Origin of the sequence: Paenibacillus methanolicus, assembly GCF_008124765.1 — a bacterium.
In the GTDB taxonomy this organism is placed as follows: domain Bacteria; phylum Bacillota; class Bacilli; order Paenibacillales; family Paenibacillaceae; genus Paenibacillus_Z; species Paenibacillus_Z methanolicus.
The window spans coordinates 990,485-1,005,478 of record NZ_VNHS01000001.1 but is presented as its reverse complement, the minus strand read 5'-3'; the positions used below and the strand labels follow the sequence as shown (position 1 = coordinate 1,005,478).

Annotated in this window: 10 protein-coding genes; 6 read left to right on the top strand and 4 right to left on the bottom strand. The window is 57.0% G+C overall.

All coding sequences use genetic code 11. The annotated features are described in order from the left end of the window. Positions 1-44: 44 nt before the first annotated feature. Entirely contained in the window at positions 45-1,721 is a 1,677-nt protein-coding gene (locus BCM02_RS03850; protein ID WP_148927703.1) for a hypothetical protein, read from the top strand. A 271-nt stretch (positions 1,722-1,992) separates the two neighbouring features. Here the strand turns inward: BCM02_RS03850 and BCM02_RS03845 are convergent, their stop codons facing one another. Both BCM02_RS03845 and BCM02_RS03840 read right to left on the bottom strand, forming a co-directional pair. Next, positions 1,993-3,951, bottom strand: a complete 1,959-nt coding sequence (locus BCM02_RS03845; protein WP_187434010.1) for a hypothetical protein — start codon at positions 3,949-3,951, stop codon at positions 1,993-1,995. Between the two features lie 5 nt (positions 3,952-3,956). Further along, positions 3,957-4,343, bottom strand: coding sequence for a DUF4280 domain-containing protein (locus BCM02_RS03840; RefSeq protein WP_148927701.1), 387 nt, complete (start codon positions 4,341-4,343; stop codon positions 3,957-3,959). 193 nt (positions 4,344-4,536) lie between these two features. On the opposite strand from BCM02_RS03840, the gene BCM02_RS03835 reads away from it, so the two are divergent. The 3 genes from BCM02_RS03835 to BCM02_RS03825 are packed head-to-tail and all read left to right on the top strand — an operon-like array spanning position 4,537 to position 10,884. Beyond that, a complete protein-coding gene (locus BCM02_RS03835; protein WP_187434009.1) occupies positions 4,537-7,305 on the top strand; it encodes an adenylate/guanylate cyclase domain-containing protein in 2,769 nt (922 codons plus the stop codon). A 20-nt stretch (positions 7,306-7,325) separates the two neighbouring features. Beyond that, positions 7,326-7,820, top strand: a complete 495-nt coding sequence (locus BCM02_RS03830; RefSeq protein WP_148927699.1) for a GNAT family N-acetyltransferase — start codon at positions 7,326-7,328, stop codon at positions 7,818-7,820. A 22-nt stretch (positions 7,821-7,842) separates the two neighbouring features. Further along, entirely contained in the window at positions 7,843-10,884 is a 3,042-nt protein-coding gene (locus BCM02_RS03825; RefSeq protein ID WP_187434008.1) for an Npt1/Npt2 family nucleotide transporter, read from the top strand. Positions 10,885-10,981: 97 nt separating this feature from the next. On the opposite strand, the gene BCM02_RS03820 is transcribed toward BCM02_RS03825, so the two are convergent. After that, entirely contained in the window at positions 10,982-11,908 is a 927-nt protein-coding gene (locus BCM02_RS03820; RefSeq protein ID WP_342791296.1) for a helix-turn-helix transcriptional regulator, read from the bottom strand. A gap of 75 nt (positions 11,909-11,983) precedes the next feature. Here BCM02_RS03820 and BCM02_RS03815 point away from each other — a divergent pair, with 75 nt between their 5' ends. Continuing rightward, the gene (locus BCM02_RS03815; protein ID WP_148927697.1) at positions 11,984-12,511 is read left to right on the top strand and encodes a dihydrofolate reductase family protein; all 528 of its coding nucleotides are present in this window, start codon (positions 11,984-11,986) and stop codon (positions 12,509-12,511) included. Positions 12,512-12,582: 71 nt separating this feature from the next. On the opposite strand, the gene BCM02_RS03810 is transcribed toward BCM02_RS03815, so the two are convergent. Next, a complete protein-coding gene (locus tag BCM02_RS03810) occupies positions 12,583-13,008 on the bottom strand; it encodes a pyridoxamine 5'-phosphate oxidase family protein (protein ID WP_148927696.1) in 426 nt (141 codons plus the stop codon). Positions 13,009-13,248: 240 nt separating this feature from the next. On the opposite strand from BCM02_RS03810, the gene BCM02_RS03805 reads away from it, so the two are divergent. Further along, positions 13,249-14,928, top strand: a complete 1,680-nt coding sequence (locus BCM02_RS03805; RefSeq protein ID WP_246183218.1) for a methyl-accepting chemotaxis protein — start codon at positions 13,249-13,251, stop codon at positions 14,926-14,928. Positions 14,929-14,994 lie beyond the last annotated feature (66 nt).

The following is a 14,994-nucleotide window of genomic DNA, read 5'->3' as shown; positions in this document are numbered from 1 at the left end:
ATGCCGTCAAACCTGCTGCTTAAATTGATCAAGGGGTGGAGAGCGTGAAGAGAAGCCGGTATTACCCGTTCGAGCGGAACCGTTATTTCTATGGCAAGCTATTGACGGTGCGCGACTTTGAATCGGAACAGAAATACGCGAACGACAAGCGCCGGCTGCTGAATCGGCTGACGACGGGAAGCGGCGTCGTATCCGGTATGCAAGTCGTGGCGGTGGACGACAAATCGGTCACGGTCGAGATGGGCGTCGCGATCGACTATGCCGGCCGGGAGATCGTCATCCCGTCGCCGGTTACGCAGAAGCTGTCCATGATCGACGGCTTTACGAACAACGAATACATGAAGAATGTCTACTTATACGTCGCTTATGACGAGAAGGGCAAGGAACCGGTGCATGCGATCGCCAATTCGGCGGTGCGGTCGGAGGAAGTCAGCGAATATAACCGCATTCTCGAGAGCTACCGATTGTTCGTGACCGAGGAGGCGCCGGATCCGGCTTCGTTCGAATACGTGCGGCTGACGGAGACGATCGCGCCGATCTACCAGGACGGACATGTCCGGATCTACCAGCGCATGCCGAAGTATTTGAATCCCGACTCGGTGACCGACGTGACGCTCGTCATCGAGAAGACGCTGCAGACGCCGAAGATCGCGATCGAATTCGACTACGAATGCGACGCGCTGTCGCCGATCGGCGCAAGCAACCGCCATGTTGCCTTTGCCGATCCGGGAGACGGACGCGATACGGAATATACGTTCAAATACGCGGTCAAAGCCGGTAATCCCGCCAGCGGCAAAGCGGCGCTGCGCATTCTGCGCGAGAGCGTGAAGCTGACGATCGGCGACGCGAAGGTCGCGGTCGACGCTAACCCGCGTCATGAAGTCGAGCTCATTCACGATCGGGTTCCCGAGCGGGTATTGCGCGATTATTTCGAACGGACGCTGGATCAATCGCTGGACGGCATGGCGGAGCAAAGCATCTGCTTGGCCAAGATCAGCCTGATGAAAATGGGACCGACCTACATGATCGAGAAGGTCGAACGCGTGCCATTCGGGGAGTTCGTGCACAATCCGTCGCTGCTGCAGCGAATCGGGGGCTTCGGCGGTCAGGATGCGGACAGCCGGTTCTTCACGAAATCCGAGGCGACCGAGCTGCCATACGGCTCGAAGCCGGAGCTCAATGTCGACTTCAACCCCGACCGGAGCGAGTTCACGTTCAAGCTTGGCGTGCCGCAGCCGCAGCATATCCAGGACGAGATCGCCACGGGGACGGTAACGGTGGAGCTCGAACCAAGTAACAAGAGCGGCCTGTACTTTTTTAGCCGGGGACAGAAAAGCTACGTGACCGAAGAAATCGCGTCTACGCTCGGCGCCGGTCAATTCTACGTGCAGGTCGGACTGGAAGAGAAAGATATCCATGTGACCAGCGACTTGCTCCAATCCGGCGACCAAGTGTATTACGGCAACGCCGACGTCTTCAAAGGGAGCGAGTTCGAGTCGCCGCTGCCGAACGTCACGTTCGGCACGATCGTTTATCCGGCCAAAGGGGCGTTCCGGATCGGCATGAAGCTCAGTCAAGCGACGGAAGCGTCGGCGATCAAGCTTCGCTGGTGGGCATTCAAAAAGCTGCCCGGCGCCGAGACCGCGGCGGTCGTCTCTACGGCCAAGGCGGCCACGAAAGAAGCCGCGGCAGCCAAAGAGGAAGACTTGTCGGGAAAGTAAGTCATGCGAAAGCTGGAATAGAGGACTACGTCTTGCTAATGCCATCATTCCGAATAAGTGACGTTATAACGCCGTGCGGCCTATGGGCTGCACGGTTTTTTGGTCTTTCTTGAAGCTGTAATTAAAGACGATCCCGACGTTCGGTATCCTCAGTGAACGCAGTCCAATCCGCGTCATGCGCAGAGAAAAAAACCTTCTCTCGCGCGAAGGCAAGAGAAGGCAGCTGAAGGCATATGAACGTAGTTGATAAAGTGGAAGGAGATGATGAAGGTTAGCGCTGACTGCTCAGCGTCTTGACAATCGTCAGCCGAACCGGTTGCGGCTTGTTTTTGAGGTACGTAAAGGTGAGTATATCGTTACCCCATAAGTAGATGACGACCGTTTTGTCCGCGGAGAGCGTCGCTTTTTGACCTTTCAATTTCTGTGCTTCGGTCAATTTCAATATCTCGGCGATGACCGGTTTATTCCACAGATTAATCTCCGATACGTACGATTCCTCCGGATTTGCTTCGTCGGCCTGCATAACGAACGACATCTGGAACGCGCCATATACGAGCAAATTAGGGGACGAACCGAGCGGCGCGACAGCACCCGGATCGGCGTTCTCCGCATCCTTCGCCGTTGCATCCTTGGCGGCGTTCGACGCCGGCGTATCGCTGCCCGGATCGATCTCGTCCATCTCGTTGATGTCATTCTCCGGGTTATCCCCGCTGCTGGCTAGCCGAACCGAGCCGCCGAACAAGGCGTTCTGCCAGCTGGCCGGTTTCGCGGTGCCGTCATCCGTCGTGCCCGACGGATCGCCAGTTTCATCTCCTGTGCTAATCGGAGGCGGCGATGGCGAAGTTGGGGAGGTGCCGCTCGACGCGTCCGTGTCGGCGTTATCTTGCGAAGGCGTTAAGACCGGTGTCTGCGGAATCGTCGGCGTCGTGCTTGGATTCGTCTCGTTCCCGTTCGTCGCCGCTTCGGCATCGTCGCTTGCCGGGCTATCTTCCGGCGTTTCCGCCGATTCTTCCGGTTGTTCTTCTTCCGCCGTTTCTTCGGCAGGCGGGTCCGGCTCGCCTAGCACATCGAGCAGTTTCTTGCGCGTTTGGTCCAGGAACCCCTGTGCATGAATGCTGCCGCTTTTGAAGAAGCCTTTGTAGAACGGGTTGCCGTCTTGATCGTGCATCGTGCCGACGCCATCATAGACGCCGTTCTTGAATTTGCCGGCATACAGGAGCGTGCCGCCGCTCGCGAATGCCTGTCCGTCGCCGTTCGCGACGCCTCCTAGGAAATTGCCGGTGTACAATGCCGCTCCGGTTTCGTCCGACAATGTGCCTGCGCCGCTGTATTTGCCCTGCTGGAACAGCCCTTTGTACTTGACCGCGCCGGAAGGATAATATTCGGTGCCTTCGCCGGCGAGCGCGCCGCTCTTGAACAGCCCTTCGAATTCTACGCTGCCGTCCTTGCGGAACAGCTTGCCTTCGCCTTCATAGACGCCGCCGCTCCAATTTCCTTCATACCTCGGCTTGCCGCCTTGATCGAAGGATTTTCCAGCGCCTGCGTAGCTATCCTGCAGGAATGCGCCCGTATACACCATGTTTCCTTGTTCGTCATAGAGCGTGCCGTTACCTTCAAACTTGCCGGCGGCAAAGTCGCCTTCATATTTGACTTGCTTGCCTCCGGGATAGTAGAGAATGCCGGCCCCGGCATACTGATCCAGCGCGAACGCGCCTTTGTAGATCACGCTGCCGTCCGCGCCGTAGAGCGTGCCGCTGCCTTCCTTGAGGCCTTTCGCGAAATCGCCCCGATACATCACGGCGCCGTTGCCGTCATAGAGGACGCCCGCGCCTTCGTACATGCCTTCGGCTAGCGGTCCTTCATAGATAAGCCGACCTTCGGCATTCTCGACTTTGGCCGTGCCGGTGAAGCCTTCCGCCGCTTTCGAAGAGGCCTCGATCGTCGGGGTGCGCGAGAACAGTTTGTTCACGAATTTAGGCGGCTTGATGAACCCGAAGTACACGATGACCAGCGCGATCAGCAAAATGATGACGACCAGCTTCTTGGCGATGTAGAACCGTCCGAGCGGGAAATAGTTCTTGACCGACTGATCTTTCGGATTGAGAATGCCGCGCACGAACTTCTGAAGCCAAGCCATAATGAACTTCGGCAATTGCTTCGCTTGCCGGAGCGGAGCGAGCACTCGTTTGCGGATCGGATTGATGAATGGTTTGAGGAATTGCTCGATCATTTTCATTAGGGCACCTGGATCGTGAACTGGCCGGGCATCGCGACTTGTATGACGCCGCCCCAGTTGCACATGCATTTGGATGAATTGTTGAGCGCCGGGAAATTGCTGACCAGCACGGTCGGCGAGCCGGGCGCCCACGGCGCGGCCGTGACCGGGATGCACGGCATAGGCGTTAACGCGCCGAACGCGGCCGCCGTTGCCGAAGCGACGGTCGGGTTGGCCAACGATTGGCACATCCCGAAAGGCAAGATATTCATCATCGGTTTGTTATCCATGATATTCGCGATCGGCGTCGACGTTAGGACGCGGTTCGCGGGCAGCACGTTCAGCGTGCTTGGGGCCGCGCCGAACGAGCATTGCAGCATCGCGCCTTGACAGACTAACTGTCCCATATATTTGTTCTCCTCTTGGAACGGCGTTCCGTTTCGTTTCTACTATTAATAATAGTACTATAAAGCAAATTAAACCATCAAGAGATGATGTCGGATTATGGCGAATGAAGGAAAGTTTAAGTGTTGCGGCCTACTTATTTGTAGTAGTATAGAAGGAGATAATAGAACCGATTCGAAATGGAGCAATTGGCATATGAAACCGAATACGAAGAAGAGAATGCCGGCGCAGCCGTCCACCAGAGGCGTAGTTTGGCTGTGCATCGTGGCGATGGTTCTCGCCTCGTTGGCCATGTTTTTGTTCGTCAATCGCGAAGTGCTGCAATCCAGCCCGTTCCAATCCGCGACGCCGCTATCGAACGTGTCGGCATCGGCGAGCGACGGCAGCGGCGGCCGATATGTCATTAGCGAGGAGAAGCAGCGGATCGAAGCGTTCGATGCGGAAGGGCGGAGACTGTTCCAAATCAACAAGGATCCGCAAAGCGGGGCCGCGCCGAGCATCTATACGGAGCTCGCCGTTGACGGGGAAGGGCGTTTGTACGTTCTCGATACGCAGTTGGACGAATACGGACTGTACGTCATCTCGGAGCACATCCTGCGATATACGAAGGATGGGAAGCTGGAACGCCAGTTGTTCGAATGGAAGGGCGACCGGAAGAGCAAGCGGATCGGTCAAATTAAAGCGCTGCAGGTGAACGGTGACGAGCTCTCGTTCTTCATCTCCGGCACTTCGGGCGTCGAACAAAAGCGAATGATGTTGTCCACGGGGAAGTGGGATCAGCCGTTCGCCTTCACGCTTCCGCCGGACCGATACATATCCGAGATCGCCGGCCACGAGCCGGGTCAGATTTATTACGCGACCAGGCGAGGCGCGATTTATCGCGTCGGGGATGACGGCCAGAGCACGAAGCTGTATCCGACGACGGTGATGTCGTCGACGCGCAAGAACTTCCCGGAGCGGCTTAAACTCGGCGAACGCGACAGCGTGACGTTCATCGACCGGGCGCAAAATACGGTTACGAGACTGAGGCCGTCCGCCCACCAGCCGCTGGAGACGCTCGCTCATGCCGAGATCAGCGCGGCCGGGGAGCTGGCCGATTACGAGATTGGCGAGCAAGCCGGCATCTACGTGTTGGCGGATCGCCTGGTGGAAGCGACGGCCGCCGGCGACCCGGTCCGGACGGTGGACCAGATCAAGTTCAACGGGCAGGAGAGATTGCATCATTGGCTCGTATGGGCGGCTGCGGTTGCGGCTGTGGCGCTCGTCGCGCTTGCGCTACGACTAACCTACGTGCATGTCATGCGCCGGCGTATTTCGTTCTTCTTGAAGCAGATGGTTGCCTTCGTGCCGCTCATCGCCATCTCCATGGTGCTGCTCTCCAATTCCATCTATCAATCGTTCTCGGCCAAGATGGAAGAAGAGATGCAGCGGGAGCTGTCGGTGCTGGCGCAGAGCGGCAAGTACATCATCGACGGCGATCAGCTGGAGCGGTTGACGTCGCCGAACGACTATATGAACTATGATTACCTTCAAATTAAAGAACGGATGAACATCCTGTTCGAAGGCGAGAACAGCGAGAACCGACGCGGCTTGTACAGCACGGTGTACAAGTACGAGGACGGCAAGCTGTATATCATCACCGACGATAACGACGGCATCAATATGTTCAAACCATATGAGCTGACGCCCGAGAACTTGGCCGTGCTGGAACAGGGCCAGATCCGCAGTAATTCGACAGACGACGCGGAGGGGCAGTGGACGTACGCGCTGGCGCCGATCTATAACTCGGAGGGCACGGTCGTCGGCATCTTCGAGACCGGCCGAGACCGCAACGTGCTGAACCAGGAGAATGGCCGCATCTTCGACAGCGTCATCCGGCAGATCATCTTAATTACGTTCCTCATTCTGCTGGTCTTCGTGGTCTCGTCCTACTTCTTGCTCGCTTCGCTGCGCAAGCTGCGCCGGAGCGTAACGGAAATAACGAATGGCAACTGGGACGTCGAAGTGTCGATTCGCTCCCGTGACGAAGTCGCGGACTTGGGCGAGCAATTCAATCTCATGGTTCGTCATATTCGGCAGTACATTCGCGACATCACCGATTTCAGCGAAGCGTCGTACCGGTTCGTTCCGCAACAGGTCATCAAGTATTTGGGCAAACGCGGGATACTGGACGTCCATCTAGGCGACCAGGTACAGCAGAACATGGTCGTCATGGTCGCCAAAATCCGCTCGTTCTATGACATGACCAAGCGGCTGACGCCGAAGGAAAACTTCAACTTCATGAACTCCTTCCTAAGTCGTTTCGGTCCGCTCGTGCGCAAGGAAGAGGGATTGATCAGCAGCTATTTGGGCGCCGGATTCATGTCGCTGTTTCCTTCCCGGACGGAGGATGCGATCCAATCGGCGATCGCGATCCGCAAGGAGCTCATCGTGTATAACGGCCACCGGCGCAAGTCGGGCTATCCGCCGGTCGACCTCGGCATCGCCATTCACAAGGGCGCGCTCATGATGGGGATTATCGGCGAAGAGTCCCGCATGGAGAGCAACGTCATCTCCGACGATGTCAGCTTGACCACGCGATTGGAAGAAGCGTCGGAGCAACTTGGCGCCTCGATCCTCATTACGCGCACGGCGCTCGAGACGATGGAAGCGCCGGAGCGATTCCAATACCGGTGGCTGGGCCGCATACAGCTGGATAGCAAGGAGCTTCCGCTGGAATTGTACGACATTTACGAAGGCGACGAGGAGACGGCGCGGCTCGGTAAAGACAAGACCAAAGCGCTCTTCGAGCGCGGCGTCGCCCTGTATCAGGAAGGACGATTCTTCGATGCCCGCGAGACGTTCGTGGAAGTAATCAAATGGAATCGGCAGGATAAGGCGGCCAAATTATATTTCTATCTCTGCGATGAATACTATCAACAGGGCACTGCGGCGGACTGGAACGGCACGCTAGCCGTTTCATAGATAAAGAGGGAGCCAACATCATGAGCAAGGATCGCTATCAGGTACAATCATTAGGGACGAAGGAGGACGCGGCTAATATAACCGCGTTCTTCCTGTCTGACCGCTCGTTTGACGATACGCGGCACACGCCGGGCGAAATCGAACATTTTCGAAACAACCCGTTGCGCGCGCTTGACGGCGATTATATATATCGTTACGTAGGTTGCGAGAAGGACGGCATTATCGGCGTCAATAGCTTCATGGAGAACGAACAGCGGACGGGCGGCTACTATTGGGACTATATCGTCGTGCATAAGTCGTACCGCAAGGACGGCATCGGATCGTTGCTGATCGAAGACATGATTTCGCTTCTGCGCGGCAGGGGAGCGCGATACATTATCACGTATACTTGCGATCTGGACTCGTACCTGCCGATCCGCCGCCTATTCGAGCGGCATGGCTTCGAGGTCGCGGGAAGAATGAAGGACTATTATTTTGAAGGCGAAGACCGGCTTGTTTATTATTTGAAGCTGTAATCGCGCGACAGGTGCATCGATGATGATAAATGCGTTGTTGAGATGGATCGGCGTCAAACTCGAGGACCGGCGCAAGCTGGCGATGATGACGCCGATATTTTTTCTGTGCGGCATCTCCGAAATGTTGAACTATAACGGTTATATGACGCTATTCAACGACCGGTTCGGCAGCGAGTACTTACCTTACGTATACGCGGCAGAAGCGGTCATCCTGCCTCTGGAAGCGTGGCTGATGTCCTGGCTTGCGAACCGGCTGCCGAAGCCGCAGTGGATGCGAGCGATGTACGTCGTGATGGGTTCGATCGTGACGCTCAACGCGGCCGCGCTCTTGACCATTCGATTGACCGGACTCGACTTTGGCCTCTATTATCCGTTCTTATTCCTGACGTCCAGCTTCGTCGTCCGGCAGCAGACAATTCTGCTGTGGAGCTTGGCGATCGATCTCTGTCCGACCCAGCAGGCGAAGCGGGTCATGCCCGTCTTCGTATCCGGCGCGGCGCTCGGCGGGATCGCGGCCGGATTGATTAGTCAAGCCGTCAGCCGGTCGCTCGGCGCCGACGCGGTGTATATGCTTGCGCCGCTGCTGCTGCTTGCCGGGTCGTTCAACTATTGGCGGGCGATCTCGGTGTATCTCGTTCCGTTGACGTTGAAAGAAGAACGCGCCGCGAAGGGGGCTGCTCAAACCGAGGGCGCCGGTTCGATGCTGATGTTCAAGCGAGTGTTCCAATCGCCGTATCTGCTTTGCGCGGTGGCTATTATGACCTTGATGCCCGCGCTTTATTTCCTGATGGAATACACATTCTTGTCGCAAACGCACCGGTTCTACCCGGACGAGACCGACTTCGCGGCATTTTTCGGCAAAGTAACGACGCTGCTGTTCACGTTCGCGCTGCTGCTTCAGCTCGTCTCGGGACGCCTGATGAACGCGCTCGGGCCGAGCAGCATGCTGGCGGCGATCGCCGCGGTATTCGCCGCCAGCTTCGTGCTGGTAGGGGCGACGCTTGGGTTAGATATGCTGCTGTATACGTTGTCCGCCGGATACATGTTCGTGTATTTGCTGCTTTATTATTTCGCGGAACCGGCGAATCAAATGTTCTTCAAGCTGCTGCCGATGCAGGAACGGGATGGTTACCGTTACATCGCGCAGGGAATCGCGGCTTCGGGCGGCATTCTGCTCGGTGCCCTGCTGCAATATTTGCATGCCGGAGCGGGCTTGTCATGGGCTGTGCTCGTCTGGACGGGCGCGATCGGTTCAGTCCTTCTCGTCATCCTTGCGCTCATCGGCAGGCAGCTGTATATCCGGCAGCTCGTACGTACCGTTCAGGCGATGACGGAGGAAGGAGAGGATCTCGTCTCGGCGTTGGATGAATTCGTGAAGCAGGGGCGTTCGGATGCAGTACTTCAAACGCTGCTTCGTCACGAGAACGATTACGCCCGCGAGCTCGCGCTTGAACTGATCGGACGTTTGGGTCAGCCGACGTATTTGCCGGAACTGCTCCGATTCGCCGACGATCCGAGCGCGCGTCTGCGTCTTGCCGCGCTGCGGGCCATGCGGCTGGAGGAGGCGGGGCTGCAGACGCTCGTGCGCATAGCGGCGTTCCTGGAGGACGACGATTACGAAGTGCGCGCTCAAGCGGCGAAGCTGCTTGGCACCGCGAAGCACCTCTCGCATCAGTCGGTCTATTTCATCCGGCTCAAGCTGCTCGATTCGCATCCGAAGGTCGTGGCCGAAGCGATCAAAGCGCTGCATGCCCTTGGCAGCGAGCCGAGTTACGAGGCGTGCTACGAAGTGATCGGGCGCTACTTGGACGAGATGGGCGAGCCCGCCGTATATATGTGCCGCACGATCGCGGAACTTGGGTTAGTGAAATTCTTGCCCGACGTCGAGCAGTTGCTCGGCGACGCGGATCCGGCGGTGCGGGCCGAAGCGATCAGCTGCATGGGCGCCTTGAAGCATACGGAGGTCATTCCGTGGCTCTTGGAAGGACTGGAATTTGCAGAACCGGCCTTGCATGAGACGACCGTGGAGGCATTCGCTCGAATGGGCGAGGAGGCGGTTGAACCGCTCCTGCTGTATGTTAGCGAGCTTCCGATGAAAGCATGGAATGCGACCGTGCGGGCGCTATCCGTCCTGCTCGACGAGGCGAGAATCCGCGAACTGCTGGTGCCGCTGACGATGGGAGCTGCCGATTATCTCCGGACTAGCAGGGCGCTTGCGGCCGCGCTACATGCCGGAGGCCATCAAGGTCTCGCGGATCTGGCGGCCATGCGAAGCGACGAGTTGCGCAAATTCGTGCTTGGCGGCTGTTGGGCGGTCATGGATCGGCTTGGCGAGGAGGACGTGATGCGGGCGATTCGCCTAGCGACCGAAGACGCGGACGAGGAGGTGCGCGAGAACGGGCTGGAGGCGCTGGCTGAAGGCGCCGGCGACAAGCGGTTGGCATCGGCGATTCTGCTATTGCTGTCGGATTGGGATGAGCTGGCGCATGCGGAGATGACCGATGCCGGCATGCAGACGATGATCGGACGCATGTCGGCGGATCGGGATCCGTGGCTGCGTTTGATCACGGCGGATGCGCTGGAGCGAAAGGAGAGTGTGGAGATGAACGAGCCGCGGCAGCTTTTGGGCATGCTGGACAAAGTGTTGTTTTTGAAAGAGGTTCCGTTCTTTAAAGGCCTGACGCTTGAAGAACTCGGTTATGTGGCAGGGATCGCGGAAGAAGAAATCATACCGGCGGGGAAACGGTTATTCACGATGGGGCAGCCGAACACGGCAATGGGCGTCATCATGGAAGGCACCGTTGAGCTTACCGCCGGCAATAACCAAGAGATCATCGCCCGGCTTGGTCCGCGCTATGTATACGGCGAATCCTCCTCGCTCTACGGGACGCTGGCAACCGCGAACGGAATCGCCGCCGAGCCCAGGCTTCGGCAGCTGACGATCGACGGCCAGGCGATGTCGAAGCTCATCCAGCTGCATCCCGGGATCGGGATCGGCATGCTGCGCGCCACATTCGAGCGGGTGCGCAGATTGGAGCAGCGGATCGCGAAGCAGCAAGGATAACGAGCAGCGCATCGCGTCTTCCCCTAGCTCAATCGACGCAACGTTAAATTCATTAGGATTGCCGACTAGCAGCCTCGCTATATTGCAGCTCATTTGCTCATGACGTGACATCCTCGTCATGCGCGTATTGCTCGGCTGCCTGGCGCAGCAGTCCGGCAACGAGGCTGCGAAGCGCCGGCGGCTGCAGCACGCGCACCTCGGGACCGAACCGCAGCAGTTTGCGCGCCAAGAACGGCAGCTCTTGATGCGGAACCAAGCCTTCCCATCTGTCATCGGTAATGAGGTCATAATCCGGATCGGTCTGTGCGACACGCGCGCCGAATGGCGTGAACTGCAGAGACACTTGCACGCGTTCGCGGTCGTCTTCCTGTTTCATCCATTCTTTCATCGTCTGAAGTTCGGGCAATGTCGCGTCGAGTTTGCATACATTGTGCATCCGGTCCGCGCGATAGAGAAGCGTACGCTCGTCTTTGAGGGCGGGCACGTACCAGCAACCTTGCTCATAATACAACCCAAGCGGGAATGCTTGGGTTATTTTTATGCCGCCCGAAGAAGAATAGTCGAACGACAGCCGTCTCTTCTCCATGGCGGCTTCCAGAATGAGGGTGGTCCATGGCGCAGGAATGACGGCAGCGCGCTGGATGAACGCCAGGTGGTCGCCGATTCGGTCGATCTGCTCCTTCGTATCCAGGGGGAGGGAACTATAGTAATGATCGGCCAAGTGGCTTCGAATCTCTCCATACGGGAAGTCGGGCACGAGTTCCAGCAGCTGGAGCAGCATGAATAGGCCGAGCGCCTCGGATTGATTGAGCTGCAAGGGCGGCATGAGCCGGTTCGGCAGCGCACGATAGCCGCCGCCCGCGCCTACCTCGGCGTAGAGCGGCACCCCGATCGTCTGCAAATAATCCAGATCGCGCTGGATCGTCCGCATCGAGACGCCGAACCGTTCGGCCAATTCGCGGGCCGTATACTTCTTGCGTGAATCCAGAATTTGCATGAGCGCAAGCCTTCTGCCGTTCATCATGATCCCCTCGCTTAATTACGTCAACTATTGTCATAGTTCGATGATAGCATAAACCTATGAAGGGAGCGATAATCGATGACGAAGAAGAAAACGATTTTGTACATTGCCATGAGCTTGGACGGTTACATTGCGAGAGAAGACGGATCGGTGGACTGGCTGGAAGAGGTGGCAGGCGAAGGGGACAACGGGTACGGAAAGTTCTATGAAGGCATAGGTTCGATTATTATGGGTCGAGCTACCTATGACATCTGTTTGGGGTTATCGGATACATGGATGTACGCGGGCAAACCTTGTTATGTGTATTCCCGAACGGCGCGCCCGAGCGAGGGGCTGGTCGAGTTCACTTCCGAACCACCGGAGCAGTTAATCGAGCGTCTTAGGCAAACTTCTCAGGGGCATATATGGCTAGAAGGAGGCGGGGAGATCGTGCGGTTGTTCCTGGAGCGCGACTTGATCGACGAAATGCAGATCGCAATCATTCCGACCGTGCTGGGCCAAGGCATTCCGTTATTCCCGGCCGGCACGAAATCCGTGAGCTTCCGATTAGCCGCTACCGAGACGTATGGCGATATCGCCATCATGACGTATAACCGGGCGCAATAAAGGTTGTGTTACAAACACGAAAGCCGTAAGCTTCCGCTGTGTTTTGCAGCGTTGGCATACGGCTTTTCGTGTTATGGCGTCCAGCGTTGAGGCTTCCCTTGCTCGTCATAATAATTAATGACGGATGGCTGAATATCTAGAATGACGTAGTTCGGGTCATCCGGACCTTCGAACCACTTGGATAACTCTTTGTTCCATAGCTTTTGCCGGAGGCTGTCGTCCTTCGTGATCGAGGCTGTGCCTTCCAGCTCGACGACTTGCGGCGCCGAACCGGCTTCATAGCCGAGCAGCAGCGATACATTCGGGTTTTGCTGGAGCTCTTCGACTTTGTGCGTCTTGCGGTCCGTCGCCAAATATACATTCATGCCGTCGTGAAATAAGGCCATATACCGAACCTTTGGCTTGTTGCCTTCAACGGTGGCGAATGCTGCGATCCGATGCTTGTCCATCGCCTCGAGAATTTTAGCCTGCAATTGCTGTTTCTCCGCGACTGTCATGGTGATCCACTCCTTTGCAGAACGTTCGATAATGATTTCCAAGTGCTCATCCACTAATTACCCACATGCGCGCGAAGTATCACTCCCGCTCGATTTTGTTCATGAACCGCGAAGCATGCCTGTAATTCCCTGCCCATTGGGACGCAAGGATACGCTAAGATGACTAAGCCACGATGAAGGGAAGGACTTCGACGTCAACATCACGAGATTTCATATACAGGGGGAAAATAACGAGTGAAAATGTCAGTTGGCGCAAAACTTCAAACCGGATTTTTTATTCTATCCGCGCTGATGGGAACGATCAGCTTTGTGTCATATTCTAATTTGTCGAATGTAGACGAGTCTTATTCGGATCTTATCGACCGCAAAGCCGCTATCGTCTTCAATACGAAGTCGATTCAGGTGAACGCATCGCAGGAAATCTCCGGACTTCGCGCCGTTCTTCTGGGCGAAACAGGCGGCAATGACACGGTAAACAATGCCATGCAAGCGCTCGATGCGAATATTGAGGATACGCTCCAATTAGTACGGATCCCAGAAATTGCCGAAGCTTTGAACAAGCTGAAAACACTCAACGCTTCGTACAAGTCGGAAGTGGAGCAAGTCATTCAGCTCAAGCAGCCGGATCAACAGGCGGCTATCAAGAAAGCTTCGGAAACAATCATTCCGATCGCACGCGAAATTCGGACGACCGCGGACGAGATAACGCAATTCCAGATTGACGAACTGAATAATCGCAATATCGAGAACTCGGAATCGGTCGCGAATATAAAAACGACTTTGCTCTTCCTGACCATTGTGTCGATTCTGATCTCCATGTTCATCGGCGTGCTGTTCACCCGCATGGTAACCAGACCCGTCATCCGCATTCGCGACGGCGCACGCCGGATCGCGGACGGCGATCTCACCGGCGATGACATGACGACCAAATTCGACGATGAAATCGGCGAGCTGGCGAAATCGTTCAACCAGATGAAGGGAAATCTGCGTGCGCTGATCGGGCAGGCGAGCCAGAACGTGCTTCAAGTCGGCGCGGCATCGGAGGAGCTTGCGGCTAGCGCGGAACAGACGAGTCTGGCAACCGAGCAGATTGCCGGTTCGATCCAGGACATCGCCGGCGGCGCGGAACAGCAAGCGATGCGGGCTACCGAAGCGGCAGAGGCGATCGACGAAATTACGCGCGGGATGAACCAGGCGGCATCCTCGATTCAGCATGTCGCCGATCTGACGATCTCCACGACGGAGAAGGCGAAGCAAGGCAGCGTGGTGGCCGTCCAAGCCGTCGAGCAAATGAACAAGGTTCAACAATCGGTCGGCCAGACCGCCGATGTCATTCATATGCTGGGCGATAAGTCCACGGAGATCGGCGACATCGTTCAGATGATTACCGAAATTTCCAGCCAGACGAACATGCTCGCGCTGAACGCGGCGATCGAAGCGGCGCGCGCGGGCGAACAGGGCAGAGGATTCGCGGTCGTCGCCGAAGAAGTGCGCAAGCTGGCGGAGCAATCGGGCAAAGCAGCCGCGCAGATCCGCACGTTGATCGCGGATATGCAGGATAGCACGGAGCAGGCGGTGCGTTCCATGCAGGACGGAACGACCGTCGTCAAATCCGGCATCGACATGGTTCGCTTGACGGGCGAAGCTTTCGTCGACATCGTGCGCTCGGTGGAGCAGGTCGCGGCGGAATCGCAGGAAGTGTCCGCGATCGTCGAGCAAGTATTCGCCAGCTCCAAGGGCGTAGCCGAGACGGTGAACGGCGTAACGCGCATCGCGCGCGATTCGGCGGGCAGCACGGGCAACGTGGCATCGGCCGCGCAGGAGCAGAATGCGTCCATGGAGGAGATTGCCGCCTCGGCCGAGGATTTGAGCAAGCTGGCGCAGGAGCTGCAGGAAGCGGTACGGGCATTTAAGGTGTAAAGATGCAAGGAGCGCAATAAGCAAAGAACCTGCCGCATGCAGCGGACAGGTTCTTTTTTCCTATGA